This window comes from Natronoglycomyces albus (assembly GCF_016925535.1).
Taxonomy (GTDB): Bacteria; Actinomycetota; Actinomycetes; order Mycobacteriales; family Micromonosporaceae; genus Natronoglycomyces; species Natronoglycomyces albus.
In genome coordinates this window covers 1,806,020-1,826,402 of the sequence record NZ_CP070496.1, presented here as the reverse complement: position 1 = coordinate 1,826,402, position 20,383 = coordinate 1,806,020, and the positions used below count along the sequence as shown (strand labels likewise).

Sequence of the window (20,383 nt, the reverse complement as noted above, 5' to 3'; positions counted from 1 at the left end):
CGCCGCTGGCACGGCATCCCACCCCACTGGCGGTTTGGCGGATTCGACGCTAGGTCTTCTCCAACACCCGCGCCAGGAAACTGCGGGTGCGTTCTTCCTGCGGATCGGTCAATACCTCGGAGGGCGGCCCCTGTTCGACGACCACGCCGCCGTCCATGAACACCACCCGGTCGGCCACCTCACGAGCAAATCCCATCTCGTGGGTCACCACGATCATCGTCATGCCCTGTGTGGCCAGTTCCTTCATAACCGCCAGCACGTCGCCCACTAGCTCCGGATCGAGCGCTGAGGTGGGCTCGTCGAACAGCATCAGCTGTGGCTGCATCGCCAAGGCTCTGGCGATAGCCACACGCTGTTTTTGTCCGCCGGAGAGCTGGGAGGGTTTGGCGTCGACCTTCTCCCCCACTCCCACCGATTCCAACTGTTGACGTGCCATATGGCCCGCCTCGGCCTTGGAACGTTTGAGCACCTTGCGTTGAGCGATGGTGACATTTTGCAGAATCGTCATGTGCTCGAAGAGATTAAAGTGCTGAAAGACCATTCCGATGTCACGCCGCGCGGCGTCGACGTCGCAATCGGGGTGGGTCATCTCATGTCCAGCCGCCCAGATGTAGCCAGAGGTGACTTCCTCCAACAGGTTGATGCAACGCAGCAGGGTTGACTTGCCCGAGCCAGAGGGCCCGATGACACAGACAACCTCTCCTTCGTTGATCTCCAGGTCGATGCCTTTGAGGACTTCATTCTTGCCGAAGTACTTATGCAACTGCGACACAGACACGATGGGTGGGGACTGATCGGCCTCGACATCGGTCATGAGCGACCTCCCTTGTTCTCTAGCAACCGGGCCACATATCCCAAGGGGACGGTCAACATCAGATACAGCAGGCCACCCACCACCAGTGGCGTGGCATTGGCCTCGGCATTGAGCGTGCTGTCGGCCAATCGGGTTATCTCCATCGTCGCCGCCGTGAGCCCGATGGCGAACACCAAGGAGGAGTCCTTGGTGAGCATCACGAACTCATTTGTCAACGGCGGAATGACGATGCGAATCGCCTGCGGCAACACGACCGTGGTCATGGTGCGCGAGTGCGACATTCCCAACGACCGAGCCGCCTCCACCTGCCCCGAGGGCACCGCTTGGATGCCAGCGCGCACTGTCTCGGCGATGTATGCCGAGGAGGTGAGACCTAGTGCCAGGGCCACGGTGCCATAGACCCCGCCGGGCAAGGAGAGCCCTGGGAAGGCCATGGGAAGACCGAAACCGACCAGGAATAGCACCAGCAGGGCTGGCAGCCCACGGAAGATTTCGATGTAGATCATGGCGAACCATCGATAGACGAAGTTCGCCGATATGCGCATAAGCGCTAGCGGCACGCCGATGAGCGAACCTACCGCGTAGGCGAGCACCGTATAGGTGACGGTGTTGGCCAGCGCCCGGTAGGCGTCGGGGAACATTCCCGAGGCTACCGACAGGTCGAAGAACGAGTCGGCGATGGTGGCCCAGTCGGCAATCCAGGCCACGATGCCCACTGCGGCGATGAAGGCGAGGTACTGAATGGTCAGGCTTAGTCGCCGCCGCTGTCGTACGGTGAGTTTCCTGTTCGGTGTGGTTGTGGGTTCGGTTTTTACCATCGAGGTTTACTCGTCGCTATCTTCTTCGTCGTCGATGTCGATGTCGGCATCGGCGTCGGGGTCGATGGCGCCGCCCTCGTAGGGTTCGCCGATCCAGCGTTCGTAGATCTCGGCGTATTCGCCCGATTCGAAGGCTTCGGCCAGCATGGCGTTGACTTCGTTGAGCAGGTCGGTGTTGTCGCGTTGGACGGCGAAGGCGTAGTACTCGTTGGTCTCGAAGCTTTCCTTAACCTCCAGGTCGAGGCCACCGCGTTCGATCATGGAGGACCAGGCGACGATATCGGCGAAGGAGGCGTCCACGGTCCCTGCGGTGAGGGCTTGCTGGACTTGGCCCATGTTGTCAAAGGACACGGGGGTGAAGCCATATTCGTCGGCGACGGATTCGGCATAGGCTTCACCGGTGGAGCCCGATTGGACACCCACTTGGAGGCCGTCGAGATCTTCCAGGGAGTTCACCGACGAGTCGGTGGGGGCTACGAGCGATTGGTCGACCCGGAAGTAAGGGTCGGACATGCCCATGGCGGCCTGGCGTTCTTCGGTGATGGACAGGGCGGCCGCGGCGATGTCGCAGCGGTTGGCGTTCAACGCTTGGGAGGAGGCGATCGATTCGAAGCGGACGTCAAGCCAGTCGACGTCTTGGTCGGTGCGATCGGCTAGGAGGGCCATCATGTCAGCGTCGAAGCCGACGATGTCGGAGACTTCGCCGCGGTCTTCTTCGCCGGATTCTTCGTCCTCGTCTAGTTGCCCCTCGCGGAATTCAAAGGGGTGAAACGGAATCGAAGTACACACGACTAGGGTGTCTTCGTCATCTCCGAGGCCGCAGGCGGCAAGGCCGAGGGACAGTGCGACCGCGGCGGCGGCAGCGGCGCTGCGCCGGACGGGTTGGGCTTTGGTGTTCACCGGAACTCCCCAGTTGTAATAGTTAATCAGTCTTATGAATATATAGTCAGTCCTGAAAGTAGCTTCAGTTTTGATGGCGCATTGTTCTTCTACCTGCGATTGTGTCACTCAACACGGGATTGTTCAGCGTTCCTTTCAGGGTGGCGCTTCTATGAGCATGTATCGACCGATAAAATCCGGACAGGCTGGCGGCAATGGGTCGCCCTGCTCATTCGAACCCAAACCGCATAAGCCTTGGCACATGGCTCGATACTTCCGGCAAAGGCCTCAGGCCATCTAACGAACTGGGGCCATGATCGCCAGGGAACAGACTGCGCCGTTCTCGCCCTCTGCCATACAGTGTCAGGGACTCGTGGCAGGCTTGAGCATATGGACTTGTATGTGGATGCAGCATCGTTGTGGTACCGGTCATATCATGCGATCCCGTCTTCAGTGACGGCACCCAACGGAAAACGCTCTGGTGCGATTCGCGGATTCTTCGATGGCCTGTCGTTCTTGACCGGCCAATTTGACGCCACGGGAATGGTGTGCTGCCTGGAGGGGAATTGGCGGCCACAGTGGAGGTTGGACCTGCTGCCGGGATACAAGGTAAACCGCACTCTGGCCGATGGCTCGGAAGACACTCCCGAGGGCCTTGACGAACAAGTGGCCGCCATCGAAGAGCTGCTGGTGGCCCTGGGCATCGCGACTGCCTCCCACCCCGACTTTGAGGCCGATGACGTCATCGCCACGCTCGTGCAGCGATCCGAAGGGCCAGCGGCGATTGTCACGGGAGACCGCGACCTATTCCAACTCGTCGACGACGAGCGCGACATTAGCGTGATCTATATGGGTGGCGGCCTGGCCAAATCGAAACGTTGGGACGCTGCGGCCGTGATGGAAAAGTACGGAGTACGGCCCGATCAGTATCGCGATTTCGCCGTCTTGCGTGGCGATGCCTCCGACGGGCTGCCGGGCGTGAAGGGAATCGGAGAAAAGGGAGCCGCTACACTCCTCCACGCATACGGCGACCTCGACGACTTGGTGATGATCGCCCATGACGCTGAGTCGACCATCCCCAAACGGCAACGCACCGCGTTGCTAGAGGCCGAACACTATCTAGCGAAGGCAGCCAGCGTCTCCACGGCCATCACCAGCGTCGACATCCCCGACATTGACCCCACCTTGCCTAGAGAACCCGTCGAGGCGGACCAGGTGGAGTCCTTGGTCAAAGAATGGGGACTAGCCAACGTGATCGAACGGCTCACCACGACTATGGCCAAAGTCAGGCCCTGACCCGGCTACAAGTCAGCCACCACTCCCCGTCGGACCAAGTCAACGGCGGCGAATGCCTTATTGGCCAAGTCGCGCGACCCTGAAGTGTCGATTGCCTTCGCAGCGTCCCCTACTTGGTGCAAGAGGTCTATCGTGCGGCGCGCCCACCGCACGAAGTCCCCACCGGGCATCGGGTAGGGCCCATCGGCGGCTTTGAGCGCCTGCGCCAGCGGTTCACCACGAGCCCAGCGATACATCGGCCACACCAACCCCATTTGCGGCTTGCTCGTCAAAGCCACGTTATTGCGTTTCTCGCATCCGTGGATGGCGTCCCAGCGGCGCTGGGTCACCTCCATGACATCGGCGATTCGGCCCGAGGGTATCGCCACCAGCCACTCATCCTCCTCGAAGCGCGACTCATAGATCACCGCCGAAGCCACCGCCGCCAGCTCCGCTGGCTGCAACCCTTCCCACACGCCCTCTTCTAGGCAGCGAGCCACCAAGAGGTCCGATTCGCAAAAAATCCGTCGCAGCAGCTGTCCCGAATCGGTCACCGCGTCACCGGAGAGATAGTCGAACTCCTCTAGAACCGCGCAAACGGCCTGGAATTGCCGGTCAAGCGAGGAGGACCGCTTCTGCAACCGCTCCCGAGACACCTTGGCGTCTTTATTCAGCAGGAACCACCGGGCCGCAATCGAAGTATGCGAGGCCGTCTGCGGACAGCCATGACACGGATGCGACCGCAACTGCTCACGCAGACGATCGACTTCGGGGTCCTCCTGGCTGCGCGTGCGCCGTCGCCGCTTCGGCGTATCAAGATACTTCGTCTGTTCCCGCAAACTCGCCGTCAGGTCACGCCGTTGCCGCGGATCACGATGGTTGAACCGCTTGGGCAACTTCATCCAGCCGTGCTTCTCCACCCCCGACTGCAAGCTCGCACCCGCGACTTTGCCCGCCCACCCCGAGGCCGTCAACAACAACGGACGCGGTTCGGAACCAGACCGACCCAACCCACGATCAATGAAAACCGCCCAGCCAGCGCGTTTACCCGAAGACATCCAAATGATGTCCCCTGGCCGCAAGTTGTTCAGCGTATGAATCGCCTCATCGCGCCGCAGCCCACGGTTACGCTTCTGGGCCTGTTTCTCCGCCTTCGCCAGTTCCTGCGACAGCTCGTAATAGGACAAGAAGTCCCCGCGATCGCACTCCAGATCGGCCACCACCGCGTCGGCTTTCGCCTCGGCCCGCCGGGCCTGTTCTGATATGTGTACCGCCGCCGCGTCGGTCTGGAATTGAGCGAACGACGAGGACAAGACTTCGGCGGCGCGCTTGCGCCCAGCCGTGCCGATAAGATTGACCGCCATGTTGTACGAGGGGGCAAACGAAGAGTTCAACGGATAGGTTCGCTTCGAAGCCAGGCCCGCTACATCTCGCGGATGTACTTCCTCGCTCCAGATCGTCACCGCGTGGCCCTCCACGTCGATTCCCCGTCGGCCGGCCCGGCCCGTCAGCTGTGTGTATTGCCCGGGAGTCAGCATCACGTGCGACTCGCCGTCATACTTGACCAGCCGTTCCAACACCACCGTGCGGGCGGGCATATTGATGCCCAGTGCCAAGGTCTCAGTGGCGAAGACCACCTTGATCAAGCCGCGCAGGAACAACTCCTCAACGGTTTCCTTGAACACCGGTAGCAGCCCAGCGTGGTGTGCGGCCACCCCACGCGCTAGGCCGTCCATCCACCGCCAATACCCGACTGCTTGCAAGTCATCTGATTCAATGTGCGCGGTGCGTTCCTCGGCCAGCGCCATAATTTGGGAACGTTCCTCGGGGGTGGTCAGTTTCAGGTCCGAATGAACGCACTCTTCTACCGCCGCGTCACAACCGACGCGCGAAAAGATGAAGTAGATCGCCGGTAGCAGCGCTTCCCGATCGAGGTTGGCCACGATTTGGGCTCGGTCGGCGAAGCTGCGTCGTTTCTTTCCCCGGCCCCGATACCGCTCCCCCTGTTCGAGTTTGCGCTTGGCCTTTTGCCGCAGGTCGGGATTGAGGTTGCCGTGGTGGTCGAATACGTCGAACAGAACATTGCCGACCATCATGTGCTGCCACAACGGCACGGGTCGTTCTTCGGAGACGACCACTTCGGTCGATCCGCGCACGCTTTTGAGCCAGTCGCCGAATTCCTCAGCATTGGAGACTGTGGCGGACAAGCTGATCACAGCCACCGACTGTGGTAGATGAATAATGATTTCTTCCCACACCGGGCCCCGAAAACGGTCGGCCAAGTAGTGAACTTCGTCCATGACCACATAGCGAAGGTTCTTCAGCGCCGGAGAGGACGCGTAAATCATGTTCCGCAAAACCTCGGTGGTCATAACGACCACCGACGCATCCGGGTTAATAACCGTGTCACCAGTGAGAAGACCGACTTTTTCGGTACCGTAGGCGGCCACCAGGTCGTGGTACTTCTGGTTAGACAGCGCCTTGATAGGTGTCGTATAGAAGCACTTTCCCTCGTATTCTTGCGCCAAGTGAACGGCGAACTCCCCCACCACGGTCTTACCCGCGCCGGTGGGAGCGCAGACCAAGACTCCATGACCTTTCTCCACGGCTTGGCAGGCGTCCATTTGAAACTCATCGAGTTCAAACGGATACGTTTCTTGAAAGGCGCTCAAAGATTGGTATTCGGAGCGAAGTTTGGCAGCGCTATAACGCTCGGCCGGAGACGGGGAGGCAGAAGACACCATGTCCCCCAGATTAGGCGCTGAAAATGGCATCGGCGACACCGGCACCACCGACCACAGCAATTGACGCTCTCTGGCCGCGCTTCGTAGCCGTCATCAATATCCGCGCATCGGCAAACAGCGGACTTCTCGCGAGTCTTGGCGCGTCAGTGCGGGTCACACCTCTTAGGGCCGCACCGGCTGTGAGCGGCGATACAAGTCGCGGTATGGTCCGTCTGTGCATGAGGGGTCTTCTCACAGCGGACATCAATTCGACAAACCGGGCATCGGCGCGGTCCTCTTTGATTTCCACGGCACGCTAGCGCAAGTGGAATCGCTGACCAAGTCGGTGACCCTGGCAGCCGAGCGCTGCGGACGAACGCTATCGCACCTGGAAGCCACCGCCCTGGCCGAGTCGGTCGGAGCGCAAGGCTGGGTCGGCACCGGGATCGCTCCGCGCGTGCGGCCCCATTTCGCCGCCGCCTGGGCCGACCGCGACCTGAGCGAGGAGGCCCATCGTGAAGCCTTCACCGCGTTGATCGACCAGGCACATGGCACCTTCGACGGGTTCGCCGAGGCTCTGTACGACCGCTTGTTGACTCCAGACGGGTGGGTCGCCTTTGCCGACACCATCCCTACGCTCATGGGCCTCAAGGCTCAGGGTTTCCCCATCGCGCTGGTCAGCAACATCGGTTTCGACGCACGCCCCATCATCAAACATCTGGGCTTTGACCACCTCATCGACGCGTGGATACTGTCTTACGAAGTCGGCTACTGCAAACCTGATGCCCGGATCTTCTATGAAGCGTGCCTTGCGCTCATGGTCGAGCCGCGCCGTAGCCTCATGGTCGGCGATACCCTCGCCGACGCCGGAGCCAATGAACTTGGCTGCCGGACCTATCTGCTCCCCCATGCCGGACCAGGAGAGACGCTGGGGCTGGACGCGGTCATCAAGCTCGCCTCCTCGTGCCCTTAATCATCTCAGGCGCGAAGCCGCGCCCACGCCGGCCGCCGCAGTGGCCACAAATGGCATCGGGCCCAATAGTGCCGTTGACTCCCCCATAGACGCGGGAGAGTCAACGGCACTATGTCTCGCTACTTGTGGCTAGGTCGCATCGGAGTCAAAGTTGCGGCGGCGACCGAAACGACCGCGTCGGACAGTCCCTTCCTCGCCCTCCGAGTCGTCTTCGTCGAGGGAGGACGCCACTTGCACACCCGTGGCCTCCTCGATATCGGAAGACTCATCGTCGGCTAGCGACTCTTCCTTGCGGCCACGTCGCTTGTCGTTGATACTCGCGATCCCCACCGCTCCTAGGTACAGGATGATCATGCAGATCGCCAGCGCCGTCATTCCGAACGGGTCGGGCGTGGGCGTCATGATCGCGGTGAACAAGAAGCTGACGAATACGACGATGCGCCACCAGCTGAGCATCCGTTTGGCGGTGACGAGGCCGACAACGTTGAGCATCAGCATAATGAGGGGGAACTCAAACCCAAGGCCGAACACGATCATGACCCCCAGGTAGAAGTTGATGTACTTCTCCAGGTCGATCGTGATGTTGAAGTTGGGGTTGATGTTCATGAAGAACTGCATGCCTCGCGAAACGACGAAGTAGGCCAGGAAGGCCCCTCCGGCGAACAAGGGGGTGGCGATGGCGGCGAAGGCGTAGGCGTACTTACGTTCGTGCCGGTGGAGGCCCGGCGCGATGAAGGCCCACAGTTGGTACATCCAGATGGGAGCCGAAGCGACGAGCCCCATGTAGAGGGCCACCTTCAGCATGAGGGTGAATTCGGAAATCGGCGAGGAGAGGTTGAACTGGCAGATTTCTTGCTCGCGCCCCTCCAAGTTCTCCTTCATGGTGCAATAGGGCTGCGAGAGGAAGCTGATCACATCTTGCGAGAAGAAGAGGCCGATCACTGTGGCCACGACGATGGCGAGGACTGCCACCAGCAACCTGGAGCGTAGATCTTGCACATGTTCCATGAGGGACATGGAACCGTCTTGAGCACGTTGGAACCGAGTTGCACGTTTTCTTTTGAACAGAGGCATCTGAGTCGGTTAGGTGGGGGCGTCCTTTGGCTGCTAGGTGTTCGCTAGTAGGTCTTGCGGTCGTCCTTGACGGACTCCCCTTCGATCACTGCGCTATCGGTCTTGTCGGCGGGCTGGCTGTCCAGTGGCTGGCGGGAGTGCTTGGGTTCTGCGCGGCCATCGTCTTCGTCGTTTTTGTCCTCGCCGCGCATGGCTTCGGTCTCGCTCTTGAGAATGCGCATGGAGCGGCCTAGCCCGCGTGCCATGTCGGGCAGTTTCTTCGAGCCGAAGAGCAACACGACCACGAGGATCATGACGACTATGTGCCAGGGCTTAAATGCACCCATGTTTCAAAACCTCCGGTTGCGGTCGGGTAGTCAATCCTATGCTGCTTGGTCTTATGAATCCAGACCGCTGTGGGTTTGGTTGACCTGGGCGGACTCAGCTTCGCGCATGTGACTGCTGTGAGTCAAGGTCAACCAGTAAAATTTAAAGATTGTTAATCATATTGTGGCCTACTGTGCCAGCCGCTAGCACGGCAGCTGCGGCCCACGGAGCACACCTATAAATACTAGTTTAATTCACCTCATGCGCAAAAGGCCCAAACGGCCACCACAGCGCAAGGTTCCGCTACCGTCGCCCCTGCGGGAGAGAATCGGGGGTGGGAAGCTTCTCCTGTAGAGCCTCCACGTCCGTTTGCAACTCCTCGACTCGCGTCTGCAATACCTCGACTTGTTGCTTACGTCGCTGCAAACGCTCCAACCGCTTCGTCAGACCGGCAACATGTGGCAGCACCATCAGCGCCGCGACCACCAGTACGATCAGGCCAAGCAGGATCAAAGCTCCCGAAATCCACATCACAGCGCGATCCTATCCTCCAAGTCGGCATATCGTTGCAGCGCCGCCCGTGCCTCCGATACCACCGAACGCCGCAACTGTTCGGGCGCGATGACCTCGGCATCCGGTCCCAAACCGAGAATGAACCGCTTCGCCCAGTCGATATCGCGGTACCGCAACCTCACCCGCCAGCGCCCCGAGGCCACCGCGGTCAACTCCTCGCACGGATACGCCTCGGCGATCCACCGCAAGCTAGTGCCGATGTTCAATTCCAGCACCGGCAGCTGGCCGGAGAGGAAATCCGTCGGCGCGGCCGGCTCTTCGTCGCTGACCCGGTCGGTGACAGCCTCCTCGTCGAGCCAGGTGCACGAATCGATCCGATCCAGCCGGAACTGACGCATCGACTCCGAGGAACGACACCATGCCCGCAGGTAGGCGTGGCCGCCTGAGGTCACAACCTCGACCGGGTCGATGACACGCTCGGAGGAGGCGTCGCGCGCCGGAGAATAATAGGTGATGCGCGCGGCACGGCCCGACTCAACCAAGGCGACAAACTCCGAGGCGTTACGTTCGGCCACCGTCTCGGCCACCGTGGCTGAGGGAACATGGGCGCGGCCGGCGGCAGAGGCGATCTTGTCCATGGCGCTGGTAATGGCCTCATGGTTGGCCACTCCTGGGGTGCCAGCCAGCACCCGCAGCGCCACCTGCAACGCCATAGCCTCCTGTGGGGCCAGGCGCACCGGACGGCTCATTCCCGCGTCGAACTTGACGCGAACGCCATCATCGTCAAAGGCGATGTCGATGAGGTCCCCGGGGCCATATCCGGGCAGGCCACACATCCACAACAGTTTCAAGTCCCGTTGCAATTTCTCAACGGTCGTCCCGAAGTCGGCTGCCGCTTGTTCATAGCTGACGCCCTCGGGACGCGCGGCCAAGTATGGGATGAGGTTGAACAACCGGGAAAGGTCGGCGCTGGTACTCATCGGTCCTCCCCAGGATAGGAATCGGCTATGCCGTGCAACACCGTCATGGTCGCCTTGACCAATTCTGGCGGAGCGCACACCACCACGTCGGAGCCGAATGAGGCTAGCCATGTCGCGGTGCGCTCCACATCGTGGAAGGGAAGATGGACCTCGTCGCCGTCTTTGGTGCGCGGGCCCATCAGGTCCGCCCGCCGCCGCACTCCCCATGCGGCACGTGGGCGTATGAGTAGTTTGGCTCGCTGCGGAGCTGTCGGCGGTGGATCGATGTCTGAAAGGTAAGCCAACGCGTCCACCTCAGAGGGGATCTCATAGCCTCCCGCCGGCCCAGTGTGGCGGACTTTGCCGCGTACCCGCGAGAGACGAAAGCACCGTTCAGCGCCCCGGTCCACGTCAAAACCAACCATGTACCAGTGTCCGCGCCACGAGGCGCAGCTATAGGGATGGACGGTGCGCCGCTGCGGCTCCTCGTCACGGCGGCCCAGGTAGTCAAACTTCACCACCCGGCGAGCTTCGATGGCGTCCATGATCGGCGCGAAGGCCTCCTCGGCCATAATCTGGGGACGGACCGCGCTGGGCTCGGTCATGTCGATATCCAGGCCCGATGCACGCAACTTCCACAGCGCCGACTGGGCACCGGTTTGCAGTTGCGGCTCGCGCCACATCTTCGCCGCCGTCGCGACCACAGCGGCCTCTTCGGCCGTCAGCGCGATTTCAGGCAACTCGAAGTCACCCCGTGGGATGCGGTAGCCCTTTTCCCAATCAATCGAGGCATCCGTTCGCGACTCGAGCGGAATCCCCAATCGGCGCAGCTCGGCCTTGTCTCGCTCGAACTTTCTTTGGAAGGCTTCATGCGCTTTCGGATCATCGACATTGTGCTCGTATCCGGGCACTGTCTGCGCGATTTTCTCCACAGTGTGGAACTGGTGCTGCGAAAGCAGACAAAGCACCAGGTTAATGAGTCTTTCAGTGCGATCGTTCGACACGGTACTACCCTATGCTCTCGCGCGTGACTTCACCACAGGAATGCGCCCCGGTGCTCATGGGAATTCCATCTGGTCGGCCTGGTAGCGTCCAAGCCCGTGATGAGATGGCGATACGGCACCGTAGAGGGCATTCGAGGCGGCTGGAATGGCTGCCAGGAACTCACCGTTAACACCGAGGCACGCCAGGGCGAGGATGCGCTCCAGGTCAAGGCGTTGGCCTATACCAAGCTTGTGGGGCAAGCCCAGGTAGGAGACCGGCTACTGCTCAACTGCAACGCCATAGCCAAAGGGCTGGGCACAGGCGGATACGCGATGGTCGTCGCCAACGTGGACCGGCTTCCGGCCGACCCGGAAAACGTCGGACACATCGTCAAGGCCCGCTACACCCCCATGCAGGCGATGACGCTTGCCGTGGACGAGGATGACTCGCCATACAGGGAGGCTGTCGAATCGTGTGACTCGTTGGACGGTATGCCCGTCGTCGTCGCCGACCTCCATTCGGCGCTCGCTCCGATTCTGGCTGGGATCACCGCCACCAGGCCTGGAACGAGGGTCGCCTACATCATGACCGACGGCGGGTCGCTGCCCTCGTGGTTCTCCAAGAGCCTCGATCAGCTAAGCGACTGGATCGAAGTCGTTATCACCGCAGGCCAGTGCTTCGGCGGCGAGCTTGAGGCTACGAATGTTCACAACGCTCTCATAGCCGCGAAGGTCGTGTCCGAGGCTGATATCGCCATCGTGGCGCAAGGGCCGGGGAACCTTGGGACCGGGACGCGCTGGGGCTTCTCCGGCACCGCCGCCGGTGAGGCCATCAACGCCGCCGCCGTGCTATCGGGACGGCCTGTGGCGAGTCTGCGCATCTCGGAGGGCGACGCGCGCGAACGACACCAGGGCATCTCGCACCACTCCATGACCGCCTATGGGAAGGTCGCCCTCGCCGGGGCCGACGTGCCCGTGCCCGCCGAACTGCCAAAAGAATGGGAAGCGAAGATCCGCGCCCAGCTGGCCCAGCTGCCCCAGCGGCATCGACAGATCCAGATCAACACCGACGGCCTGGTGGAGGAAATGGAAAAACTGCCCGTCAGGCTCTCCACGATGGGACGTGGGCTAGACCGCGACCGTGGCTACTTCGTGGCCGCCGCAGCCGCAGGCCGCCACGCGGCGCATCTGCTGAACGGCTAAGACGAGAAGAAGAGCCAAACGCAACCGCAAGACAACACAAGGGCCGCGCTTCGCGCGGCCCTACTTTCATACGTTGCGAGGGTAACTTGACGTGGTTCAGAAGGGCAGCAAAGTCGGACTTCGCCACGGTGAAAATCGGCGAAGAGTCACCAAGCTTCGAGTCCCTGAACTGCTGGTTCACCTCGGCAAGCCGGGACTCAACACACGTTTGGTCAGGTCCACTGTTACTGCTGCGGCTGCTTTTACGCCAAGAGGTTAGCTTCATTGACGAACTCCCCAATAGGTTTTGCGCTAGGCATCGTACGCTTCAGGACGTCCAGCTGGTAGTTAACGCATTCGCCCTCTTCGTACCGGCTGCCGTAACCGTATTCCATATATACGACTGAGGGGAACTCGGAGTCGAACTGGAAGACTATGAATGGTGAAATCATCGCTGGGTAATCCCCTGCCGCAAAGGGCACCACATGGATCGAGATGTTCGGCCTCTCAGCCATTACCACCAAGTGACGAAGCTGAGCTTGCGCGACTTCCCGCCCTCCTACCTGCCGCCTCAGCGTGCTCTCACTAGTCACATAAGTGACTTCCGGCGGGTCCACGCTGTCCAAGACCCGGCGTTGTCTCAAAGTTCTGAAGCTTGAGTCAACTGCTTGCTCCTGGTCGGTGGCACTCGCACGTAGAGCTTCGATGTACTCAGGAATCTGGAACAGACCCGTGACCACTTCCATCTCATTGATGTGGATCGTTCTAGCTGCGCCTTCCAGCTCGATGAAGTGCGCGAACTCGGTGGGAACGTCATAGGGGTGGTACCAGCCCGCCTGGTCCGCACCCAGCGCCAGATCTTTCAGATGTGATACCTCGTAGCTTGAGCAGCCATAGACAGTGCCGCAGGCATAAATGTCGGGGAGTTTGACGGCATCGTTCGTTCCGTTTTCAAGTTTACGAAGCTTCGACTCCGAAATACCCGTCTCTCGACAAGCCTCAGCGACTCCAATGCCCGCTCTCTTCCGAAATTTTCTAAGCTGCTGGCCGAGAATCGACCGCGCGATTTGAGGAGAGTTGCTCATGCATAGCAGTTTGCCACGAATTCAACACCGACTTGGATCTCAACTTGTCCGGTCATTTGAACCCGATCAAACTAACTGGGTTTCAATCTCTTTCTGTTGCAACAACATGGCCGTATCGTCAGGATATGTTCCTCATTCGGGGCATAGACTCTCGGCCGTATCCCGCTGGTGATCGGTTGAGCTTCCCAGAACCACGTTGGCGCTGACCTGCTGTTCAGGAACCGTTTCCTGACAACAGACGTGGCTTGCAACCAGCGATGAGACGGCGGCCGCTGCACGGTCTGCAAACTATTCAGCGGCCGCCTCCGACACAACGAAAGCGAGTTTCGAGATGTCTTCACCGACTCTACTGTCATGTTCGCGACGCTTCACTCATCGGGCGCGTCATGAGTTCATGTTTCGACTCAGTTCTTTGGCCACACGCGATGAATGACACCCACGACCGTCCCGCCAAGGCCGAAAAGACAACCAGCGACGCCGTGGTGGAGTTTGTGTACAACTTCGACACTTACATGGTGTCGCCGCATCCCGAACGCGGCTCGGCGCTCGCCCTGACTATGCAAGGGCACAGCATGCCCATCCGCGTCGCCACCATCCTCATCCAACGCGGCCGCATCCTCGGCATCGAATGGGAAACGCCGTTTTCTGGCTACCCGAGCCAATGGCACGACGCCATCGGCGAACTCGTTACCGAAAACTGCGACCCCGCCATGAAGGAGCCCGTATGAGGCCACGCATCCGGCTAACCCGCAGCGCCAATACAACCGTATCGCTGGCGGCCAACCGACACCGGTTCGGACTCCACACCTGGGGAGCCAACGTCAAACCTGATAAGTACTACGGTCGCTTTCTCAACGAGAACGACTACTTCTACCTCTACGGCTCGGCCCGGGGAGACTCCATCGAGATCATGCGCACCGAGACCCGCACAGACAAGCCCATCGGCCGCGCCTACCTGACGCCCAAAGGCGGATGGTGGATTCAATGGTATGTCTTCGGCCCCGCAGCCGAAGGGCTCACCCGCTTCCGGGCCAACTTCCTTCTACACCTATCAGAAAACCACGACCTATAAGCCGAACAACACTTGTGCCCGGCTCAGTCGCGCGGCTGAGCCGGGCACAAGTGGCCCTAGCGGAAAACACCATCCGGCCAGCGCCTCACCATCCACAGCAAACACCACGTCCGGGCCATGACTTACCGGCTCAGCTAGCATCCAGTCATGAACTTCACGCTGCTGGACTGGTCACCATCCGCCGTCGTCTTCGACTGCGATGGCCTCCTCATGGACACCGAGCCATGCTGGACGGTCGCCGAAACTCAGATGTTCGCCCGCCGTGGCCTGCCGTTCGGGCCCGAGCAGAAGGCCAAGGTCATCGGCAAGTCAGTCGCAGCGGCCAGTGAGGCAATGGCGGTCATGTTCAACGAACCGAACTCCGGTCCCGCGCTAATCGAAGAACAGCTAGAGCTGGTCACCGATGTCATCGCGACCCAGGCCGAAGCCATGCCGGGCGCACACGAACTCGTTAAACTCATCGCGGATAAGGTCCCGGTCGCCGTCGCCAGCAACTCCCCGCGCTCGCTGCTCGAGGTGACGTTGCGACGTGGAGGCTTTGCCCAGGTGTTCCCTGTCGTCATCGCCGCCGACGAGGTCGGCAATCCCAAGCCTGCGCCGGATATGTACGCCCGGGCGTGCGAGCTACTTGGTTTCTCCCCCGAAGATTCACTGGCCTTTGAGGATTCGATGACCGGCGCACGCGCGGCACGCGCCGCCGGAATGAAGCTTGTCGCCGTCCCCACGCTCGAACACTTCGACTTTCCCGCCGAGCTAGTGGTCACATCTTTGCAGAGCCCGCAACTGCGCAACTGGATCGGCGCCTGGTGAATCAGCCGGGAGTCCACCGTGATCGACCGTCTAATCATGATCGTGGTTGTGGGTGCCACGGTCGTTAGACGTTGTTCTCCGGCTCGTTCGTGCCGCTGACCTGCTCCGCCGACGATGCCGAGAGGAGGCGTTGGGTGAATTCCTTGACCAGGGCCAGTCGATCATGCAACAGATCGGGAACCGGTGGTTCGGCGGTGATGAAGTATGCCCATCTGCCATGAGCCACCAGAGCGCCTCGGCCTCGGCCCGGCACATGGAATGTGGGGCTCTGTTGCAGCCAGTCCATGTTCTCAACGTTAAGAAATGCGCGGGTGAATTCTTCATCCGCTCCCTGGACCAGGTAGCGGATGTTGAAGTCCAGCTGGGCAGAATCGAATGGAGGCGACGTTAGTTTGCTTTCGGCTGACTCCAGTAGCCGCAAAGGGCCCACTTTATGCATGACCAAGAGGAAAGGCACCTCACGTTCCATCTCGACCGCCACCACGGCTTGCGCTCCAGGGGTCTTGACGCTCGGCTTACCCACGATCGGGCCGTGGGTGAACGCGACAAACCTCTGGCCTTCGCGGTTACGGACTAGAACGTCGTTGGCATGTTCTTCGACCACGTTGCGCTTCGTGTTAAAGAACGCCCATTCCACATCGTCCAAGTACACGACGTCGCCATCGGTTCGCTGTACTTCTTGTGGGTCGACCTTTCGCAGCGGGGCCGCGTCACTGATCTCAAGCCAGCGGTCGTCTTGTTTCGAATAAGTGCAGCCATGGCGATGCCCCCAGTCGATCAGATCGGGGTCCTGAGTGGGCCTTCCGGCGCTCCAGGCCCGGCGGTATGCGGCCGCAATGAACCACCAGGGCGCGATGATCGCACCTGCGACGCCTGCGAGGCCCAGGCTCAAAAGGAAGTAGTCCGTAGCGGTCACAAAGTCGATTATCCCCCTTCCCTGGCTCTGCTGGTCAAGATGACGCTGAGGCTTATGCAAAAGTGCGAATTCAAGACCGCGAGGGGCGAAGTTTAGGCAGGCGAACTAGCCGAGGAGAACGCCGCAAGTGCCTTGTGTGTGAGCCTCGCTGGTTTACTTATCGCCACACTGTTCGCCGATGGGTGGTCCTAAATTGGCGACGTAGGTTGATATGGCTGGGCGAATCTTCCGCGGCGGTGACGACGACCAAATCGCACCCAGCCGATGCCGCGTCGGCCATCCGGCGGCCGATCAAGGCACTCTGGCAACCCTTAGCCCGCAGTTGAGGGATAGTGGCCGCCCCTGCCAGGAGACCTGTACCGGCGCGCATGAACAGCGCCCCCGCCGCCGCCGGTGTGCCCTCGACGAAGGCAAGATATCGTCTCAGCTCGGCCGTGGTGTGTTCGATTGTCAGCATCGAGCGGAAGTGTGCCTGTTCTCGTCGGACTTCATAGCCGGCGAAGAGGATGTCCAGATACTCCTCGTCGGATTCGGTTTCTCGCACTTCAACGGTGTGAGATCTCGTGCTTCCCGGTAGCGGCGCGTGAAGCGTAACTAGGTGATCTCGCGGGTGCAGGCCCACGTCTCGCAGCGCAGTGGCCACTTCTTCATTCACGTCGTCTTCCCAGACTTCGATGGCGGCGGCAAGGTCGCTTTCGCGGTAGTAGTCGATGATGTCTGGCAGCAGGTGTAGTTCGTCGGCTCCGAAGCCACGGGCTTTGTTGTATTGCGGAAGATGGCCCAGTTCGGGCAGCTTGGTGGCGACCGTCCCGCCAAAGGACTGCATGTGCGCCCCGGAGAAAACCCCACTAGCTGAGGCGAAATCGAAGGACATCTTCGCGGTGATCACGGCTTCGATGGCGCGTGCGTTGGCTGTCCCGTTCATGGTTGTCCCCCATCCAGGACCGCCTTGGCCTTGAACCGGTGGCCGTCGAACATATCCACATCGTCGATCTGGGAGGCATTGAACCAACCAAAGTCAGTCGCTTCAGCGGTCCGGGTTGGTTCTTGTGCCTGGTTCTTGAGGGTGACCAGCCAGATGGCGATGAGGTGGATCGCCGTTGGCCCCTGGCAGACTTCTCGATTGTCGAGCACGCTGTGTAGGGAGTCGACGGTGACGTCGAGTCCGGTTTCTTCGCGCATTTCGCGGATCGCGGTGGCCGCGGAGGACTCTCCGACTTCGCTGGCGCCGCCGGGTATGGCCCATTGGCCGGTGTCAGAGCGTTTCATCAGTAGTATGCGATCGCCGCGCAGTAGGGCGGCTTCGGATCCTGTGGTTGGGGTGGCGACGTTGAGAGCACCCGCGTCGAGACGGGCTTGCGGCTCTGCCCCGACCTCATAGCTTGCCGTGGCCCGCCGCAGATAGGCGAACCGATGTTGGTTGTGGCGATCGGTGCTCTCGCGAGCTGCTGTGGCGGTGAGCTGGTGGATTTGGCGCAACACAGTGGCAGTTTCGAGGCTGACGTTCTCAGGCAGCTGCGCCCCCAGCTCGTTGAGCCGGTCAGAATCTATTTGTTCTCCTAGCGTCTCGGAGAGCCGCTCGTTGACCTCCATTGACGGCCAGGTATCGCTCGGGTCGGCCTGGTAGGCGAGGATATAGGTGTGTGGGATCGCTAGCGAGAGGTTGTGGCTGTCGACAACTCGCAGGCGTTCGCGATTTATTCGGGTGCCGTGGCTTTCCAGACGATCGAGGACGTCCCCAAGTAGGTGGTCGCCACGAAGGTAGGTGGCGCGCCAGGTGTCGCCGTGTCCTAGTGCGATCGCGACCAAAGGCGTGCGCAGTCCCTGGTCACGGCTAAATGAGGTGCGCAGGGTTCCCTCGTCGCGTTTTTCTACCGTTGCCAGCAAGGTAGCTGCGAGATCTCGCAGGGCTAGCAATCGTCGGGTGTCTGCCTCATCTGCTGGATAGTGCAGGCCACAGGCGACTTGTGCTCGGATTTCATCGGCAAGCCATGCTGTTCGCAGATTGGAGTCCGACACTGGATACAACCTCTCGCGTAACTGATGAGTACCGCACTCTACCTGGATTAGCCTCCGCGCAGGCGCGCATGCGTCCGAAAACCGCGCAGGATCGATGTCCCTCAGGTCAGCCAGTTTCCTTCAGCGTCCCTATCAGTGAGCAGCAATGCGGCGAGCTCTCTCAATGGGCCCTCCAACGCATCGCAGCAAAGTGAGTAGATATTGCTACGGCCTTTGGGCTGGGCGACGATGAGTCCTTGTTCCCGTAGCGGCGTCAGGTGGTGACTGACCAGGGTTTGCCTCATCCCGGTGGCCTCGGTGAGTTCGCGGACGCTGTGAGGCCGTTCGGCCAGCAGCAAGATCAGGGCTAGCCGGTTCTCGTCGGCGAGTGCCTTGAAGCAGGGTGCGAGCTTGTGGGCTCGTTGGGTGACAGCCGGCAGGGCCGATGTGGCAGAGGCGAGGTCACGAGCGTTGGACATGGGTCAAGTAAACCACATCGCTTGCCAATACCAGTATTCACTGTTATTAATTGGATCAGCTGTTTAAGGGTGCGATGTTCGTCATCGCCCATCTCAAGGAGACAACCCATGTCACGCACAAGCCGCCCACCAGCCGCGACCGCCATCGTCATCGGAGCGGGACCCGTGGGCCTGGCCACCGCCGCACATCTACTCGAACGAGGCATTCACCCCACGGTCGTAGAGTCCGGCCCCCACATCGCCAGCGCCGTGCGAAGTTGGGGCCACATCAGAATGTTCTCGCCCTGGCGATACAACCTCGACGCCGCTTCAGTACGTTTGCTGGAGAAAACCGGCTGGTCAAGCCCCGATCTCGATGCCTTGCCCACGGGAGCCGAACTCGTCGGCCTGTATTTGGAACCCCTGGCCGAGGAACTAAGTGCCTATGTGCGCCTAGGCAGCACCGTCGAGGCCGTGTCAAGGCAGGGAATGGATAAGAGTCGCACCATTGGTCGGGAAGGTCGCCCGTATCTGGTGCGGGTGTCAACGGCAAACGGGGCGGTCACTGACATCGCCGCGGATGCCGTCATCGACACCTCCGGGAATTGGAATCAACCCAACCCGATGGGTTCGGCCGGACTCTTGGCCCCCGGCGAAGTGGAATCGGCCGCTTACGTCGCTGGCCCACTGCCCGATGTGCTCGGCCAGGATCGCAAACGTTTCGCTGGTAAACACACGCTAGTCGTTGGTATGGGTCACTCGGCGGTCAACAGCCTACTCAATCTGGCGGCCCTAGCTGAGGCGGAACCCGAAACCACGATCACCTGGGCCGTGCGGTCCGCTTCGGTGCGGCGAGCATACGGCGGTGGCGCGGCCGACGCGTTGCCCGCCCGGGGAGCGCTGGGCGATCGCCTTCGCAAGCTAGTCGAGTCCGACAGCGTCAGGCTCATCCGAACTTTCACCGTCGACAAAATTGTGGGTGCCGCGGGCGGCCCCTCGGCGGGTCCGGCCACCGTATACGGGCATACCCTCGAGGCTGAGCACAAACTAGACGTCGACGTCATTGTCAACGCCACTGGTTTTCGGCCCCAGCTAGATTTCCTACGGGAAGTTCGGCTCAGTCTTGATCCGGCGGTCGAGGCCCCGGTGGCACTCGCCCAGATGATCGATCCGAACTTTCACAGTTGTGGCACCGTTCCCGCCCATGGAGAAAAGGAATTGGCCCACCCCGATGACGGGTTTTATCTCGCGGGGTCGAAAAGCTACGGGCGCGCTCCGACATTTCTCTTGGCGACGGGGTACGAGCAAGTGCGTTCTATCGCCGCATCGCTCGCCGGTGATCAAGCCGCTGCCGACCAAGTGCGTCTGAGTTTGCCTGAAACCGGCGTGTGCTCAACTGATCTCGTGGAAAACCAGGCCGGCGCTTCCCTTGGCTTGACCACCGGGGTCCTGCACGGCTACTCCGCGGACGAGGACGTACAGGACCCGGCTGAAGATGCTCCCGCGACTACTGGTTGCTGTGGATAAGCCGTTATCGATTCGGGG

Annotated in this window: 22 protein-coding genes; 7 read left to right on the top strand and 15 right to left on the bottom strand. The window is 60.8% G+C overall.

What is annotated here, in order from left to right; genetic code table 11:
* Window positions 1–49 precede the first annotated feature (49 nt).
* The 3 genes from JQS30_RS07725 to JQS30_RS07715 are packed head-to-tail and all read right to left on the bottom strand — an operon-like array spanning window position 50 to window position 2,532.
* On the bottom strand, window positions 50–814 hold the full coding sequence (locus JQS30_RS07725; protein ID WP_213172774.1) for an amino acid ABC transporter ATP-binding protein: 765 nt from the start codon (window positions 812–814) through the stop codon (window positions 50–52).
* Window positions 811–1,632: an amino acid ABC transporter permease gene (locus JQS30_RS07720; protein ID WP_213172773.1), complete on the bottom strand. Its 822-nt coding sequence runs from the start codon at window positions 1,630–1,632 to the stop codon at window positions 811–813. The genes JQS30_RS07725 and JQS30_RS07720 overlap by 4 nt, the downstream gene beginning before the upstream one ends.
* Window positions 1,633–1,638: 6 nt before the next feature.
* Window positions 1,639–2,532 carry an ABC transporter substrate-binding protein gene (locus JQS30_RS07715; RefSeq protein WP_213172772.1) on the bottom strand — a complete coding sequence of 298 codons (894 nt, stop codon included), beginning with the start codon at window positions 2,530–2,532 and terminating at the stop codon, window positions 1,639–1,641.
* A 381-nt stretch (window positions 2,533–2,913) separates the two neighbouring features.
* Here JQS30_RS07715 and JQS30_RS07710 point away from each other — a divergent pair, with 381 nt between their 5' ends.
* On the top strand, window positions 2,914–3,807 hold the full coding sequence (locus tag JQS30_RS07710; RefSeq protein WP_246498114.1) for a 5'-3' exonuclease: 894 nt from the start codon (window positions 2,914–2,916) through the stop codon (window positions 3,805–3,807).
* A 5-nt stretch (window positions 3,808–3,812) separates the two neighbouring features.
* Here the strand turns inward: JQS30_RS07710 and JQS30_RS07705 are convergent, their stop codons facing one another.
* Window positions 3,813–6,530, bottom strand: a complete 2,718-nt coding sequence (locus tag JQS30_RS07705) for a DEAD/DEAH box helicase (protein ID WP_246498113.1) — start codon at window positions 6,528–6,530, stop codon at window positions 3,813–3,815.
* Window positions 6,531–6,744: 214 nt separating this feature from the next.
* Between JQS30_RS07705 and JQS30_RS07700 the strand changes: the two genes are divergently transcribed.
* The gene (locus JQS30_RS07700) at window positions 6,745–7,482 is read left to right on the top strand and encodes an HAD family hydrolase (RefSeq protein ID WP_213172769.1); all 738 of its coding nucleotides are present in this window, start codon (window positions 6,745–6,747) and stop codon (window positions 7,480–7,482) included.
* Between the two features lie 129 nt (window positions 7,483–7,611).
* Here JQS30_RS07700 and tatC read toward each other — a convergent pair whose 3' ends face one another.
* From tatC to JQS30_RS07675, 5 genes are all read right to left on the bottom strand, one after another.
* On the bottom strand, window positions 7,612–8,490 hold the full coding sequence (gene tatC, locus JQS30_RS07695; RefSeq protein ID WP_213172768.1) for a twin-arginine translocase subunit TatC: 879 nt from the start codon (window positions 8,488–8,490) through the stop codon (window positions 7,612–7,614).
* Between the two features lie 110 nt (window positions 8,491–8,600).
* Window positions 8,601–8,882 carry a Sec-independent protein translocase subunit TatA gene (gene tatA / locus JQS30_RS07690; protein WP_213172767.1) on the bottom strand — a complete coding sequence of 94 codons (282 nt, stop codon included), beginning with the start codon at window positions 8,880–8,882 and terminating at the stop codon, window positions 8,601–8,603.
* Between the two features lie 283 nt (window positions 8,883–9,165).
* On the bottom strand, window positions 9,166–9,396 hold the full coding sequence (locus tag JQS30_RS07685; protein WP_213172766.1) for a hypothetical protein: 231 nt from the start codon (window positions 9,394–9,396) through the stop codon (window positions 9,166–9,168).
* Window positions 9,393–10,355 (bottom strand): helix-turn-helix transcriptional regulator, encoded by a 963-nt coding sequence (locus tag JQS30_RS07680; protein ID WP_213172765.1) that lies wholly within the window; start codon window positions 10,353–10,355, stop codon window positions 9,393–9,395. The genes JQS30_RS07685 and JQS30_RS07680 overlap by 4 nt, the downstream gene beginning before the upstream one ends.
* Window positions 10,352–11,338 (bottom strand): helix-turn-helix transcriptional regulator, encoded by a 987-nt coding sequence (locus tag JQS30_RS07675; protein WP_213172764.1) that lies wholly within the window; start codon window positions 11,336–11,338, stop codon window positions 10,352–10,354. The genes JQS30_RS07680 and JQS30_RS07675 overlap by 4 nt, the downstream gene beginning before the upstream one ends.
* Window positions 11,339–11,434: 96 nt before the next feature.
* Here JQS30_RS07675 and JQS30_RS07670 point away from each other — a divergent pair, with 96 nt between their 5' ends.
* A complete protein-coding gene (locus JQS30_RS07670; RefSeq protein WP_343076153.1) occupies window positions 11,435–12,520 on the top strand; it encodes a DUF3866 family protein in 1,086 nt (361 codons plus the stop codon).
* Here the strand turns inward: JQS30_RS07670 and JQS30_RS07665 are convergent.
* The gene (locus JQS30_RS07665; RefSeq protein ID WP_213172763.1) at window positions 12,420–12,785 is read right to left on the bottom strand and encodes a DUF397 domain-containing protein; all 366 of its coding nucleotides are present in this window, start codon (window positions 12,783–12,785) and stop codon (window positions 12,420–12,422) included. The genes JQS30_RS07670 and JQS30_RS07665 overlap by 101 nt on opposite strands.
* Window positions 12,763–13,584, bottom strand: coding sequence for a helix-turn-helix domain-containing protein (locus JQS30_RS07660; RefSeq protein ID WP_213172762.1), 822 nt, complete (start codon window positions 13,582–13,584; stop codon window positions 12,763–12,765). The genes JQS30_RS07665 and JQS30_RS07660 overlap by 23 nt, the downstream gene beginning before the upstream one ends.
* Window positions 13,585–14,009: 425 nt before the next feature.
* On the opposite strand from JQS30_RS07660, the gene JQS30_RS07655 reads away from it, so the two are divergent.
* The 3 genes from JQS30_RS07655 to JQS30_RS07645 all read left to right on the top strand — a co-directional run bounded on the left by JQS30_RS07655 (window position 14,010) and on the right by JQS30_RS07645 (window position 15,466).
* Window positions 14,010–14,312, top strand: a complete 303-nt coding sequence (locus tag JQS30_RS07655; protein ID WP_213172761.1) for a hypothetical protein — start codon at window positions 14,010–14,012, stop codon at window positions 14,310–14,312.
* Complete coding sequence (locus tag JQS30_RS07650) at window positions 14,309–14,656, top strand: hypothetical protein (RefSeq protein WP_213172760.1); 348 nt, start codon at window positions 14,309–14,311, stop codon at window positions 14,654–14,656. Before JQS30_RS07655 ends, JQS30_RS07650 begins: the two co-directional genes overlap by 4 nt.
* 147 nt (window positions 14,657–14,803) lie before the next feature.
* Window positions 14,804–15,466, top strand: coding sequence for an HAD family hydrolase (locus tag JQS30_RS07645; protein ID WP_213172759.1), 663 nt, complete (start codon window positions 14,804–14,806; stop codon window positions 15,464–15,466).
* 64 nt (window positions 15,467–15,530) lie between these two features.
* On the opposite strand, the gene JQS30_RS07640 is transcribed toward JQS30_RS07645, so the two are convergent.
* The 4 genes from JQS30_RS07640 to JQS30_RS07625 all read right to left on the bottom strand — a co-directional run bounded on the left by JQS30_RS07640 (window position 15,531) and on the right by JQS30_RS07625 (window position 18,859).
* A complete protein-coding gene (locus JQS30_RS07640) occupies window positions 15,531–16,382 on the bottom strand; it encodes a hypothetical protein (protein WP_213172758.1) in 852 nt (283 codons plus the stop codon).
* Window positions 16,383–16,539: 157 nt separating this feature from the next.
* Entirely contained in the window at window positions 16,540–17,307 is a 768-nt protein-coding gene (locus JQS30_RS07635) for a hypothetical protein (protein ID WP_213172757.1), read from the bottom strand.
* Window positions 17,304–18,401, bottom strand: coding sequence for an NUDIX hydrolase (locus JQS30_RS07630; RefSeq protein ID WP_213172756.1), 1,098 nt, complete (start codon window positions 18,399–18,401; stop codon window positions 17,304–17,306). Before JQS30_RS07630 ends, JQS30_RS07635 begins: the two co-directional genes overlap by 4 nt.
* A gap of 101 nt (window positions 18,402–18,502) precedes the next feature.
* Window positions 18,503–18,859 (bottom strand): ArsR/SmtB family transcription factor, encoded by a 357-nt coding sequence (locus JQS30_RS07625; RefSeq protein WP_213172755.1) that lies wholly within the window; start codon window positions 18,857–18,859, stop codon window positions 18,503–18,505.
* 108 nt (window positions 18,860–18,967) lie between these two features.
* On the opposite strand from JQS30_RS07625, the gene JQS30_RS07620 reads away from it, so the two are divergent.
* Window positions 18,968–20,365, top strand: a complete 1,398-nt coding sequence (locus tag JQS30_RS07620; protein ID WP_213172754.1) for an FAD-dependent oxidoreductase — start codon at window positions 18,968–18,970, stop codon at window positions 20,363–20,365.
* Window positions 20,366–20,383 lie beyond the last annotated feature (18 nt).

Coding starts and splice junctions, on each gene's coding strand:
- JQS30_RS07665 (WP_213172763.1), bottom strand. CDS start 12,785: ATGAAGCTAACCTCTTGGCGTAAAAGCAGCCGCAGCAGTAACAGTGGA.
- JQS30_RS07650 (WP_213172760.1), top strand. CDS start 14,309: ATGAGGCCACGCATCCGGCTAACCCGCAGCGCCAATACAACCGTATCG.
- JQS30_RS07725 (WP_213172774.1), bottom strand. CDS start 814: ATGACCGATGTCGAGGCCGATCAGTCCCCACCCATCGTGTCTGTGTCG.
- JQS30_RS07625 (WP_213172755.1), bottom strand. CDS start 18,859: ATGTCCAACGCTCGTGACCTCGCCTCTGCCACATCGGCCCTGCCGGCT.
- tatA (WP_213172767.1), bottom strand. CDS start 8,882: ATGGGTGCATTTAAGCCCTGGCACATAGTCGTCATGATCCTCGTGGTC.
- JQS30_RS07720 (WP_213172773.1), bottom strand. CDS start 1,632: ATGGTAAAAACCGAACCCACAACCACACCGAACAGGAAACTCACCGTA.
- JQS30_RS07635 (WP_213172757.1), bottom strand. CDS start 17,307: ATGAACGGGACAGCCAACGCACGCGCCATCGAAGCCGTGATCACCGCG.
- JQS30_RS07645 (WP_213172759.1), top strand. CDS start 14,804: ATGAACTTCACGCTGCTGGACTGGTCACCATCCGCCGTCGTCTTCGAC.
- JQS30_RS07620 (WP_213172754.1), top strand. CDS start 18,968: ATGTCACGCACAAGCCGCCCACCAGCCGCGACCGCCATCGTCATCGGA.
- JQS30_RS07655 (WP_213172761.1), top strand. CDS start 14,010: ATGAATGACACCCACGACCGTCCCGCCAAGGCCGAAAAGACAACCAGC.
- JQS30_RS07660 (WP_213172762.1), bottom strand. CDS start 13,584: ATGAGCAACTCTCCTCAAATCGCGCGGTCGATTCTCGGCCAGCAGCTT.
- JQS30_RS07680 (WP_213172765.1), bottom strand. CDS start 10,355: ATGAGTACCAGCGCCGACCTTTCCCGGTTGTTCAACCTCATCCCATAC.
- JQS30_RS07705 (WP_246498113.1), bottom strand. CDS start 6,530: ATGGTGTCTTCTGCCTCCCCGTCTCCGGCCGAGCGTTATAGCGCTGCC.
- tatC (WP_213172768.1), bottom strand. CDS start 8,490: ATGGAACATGTGCAAGATCTACGCTCCAGGTTGCTGGTGGCAGTCCTC.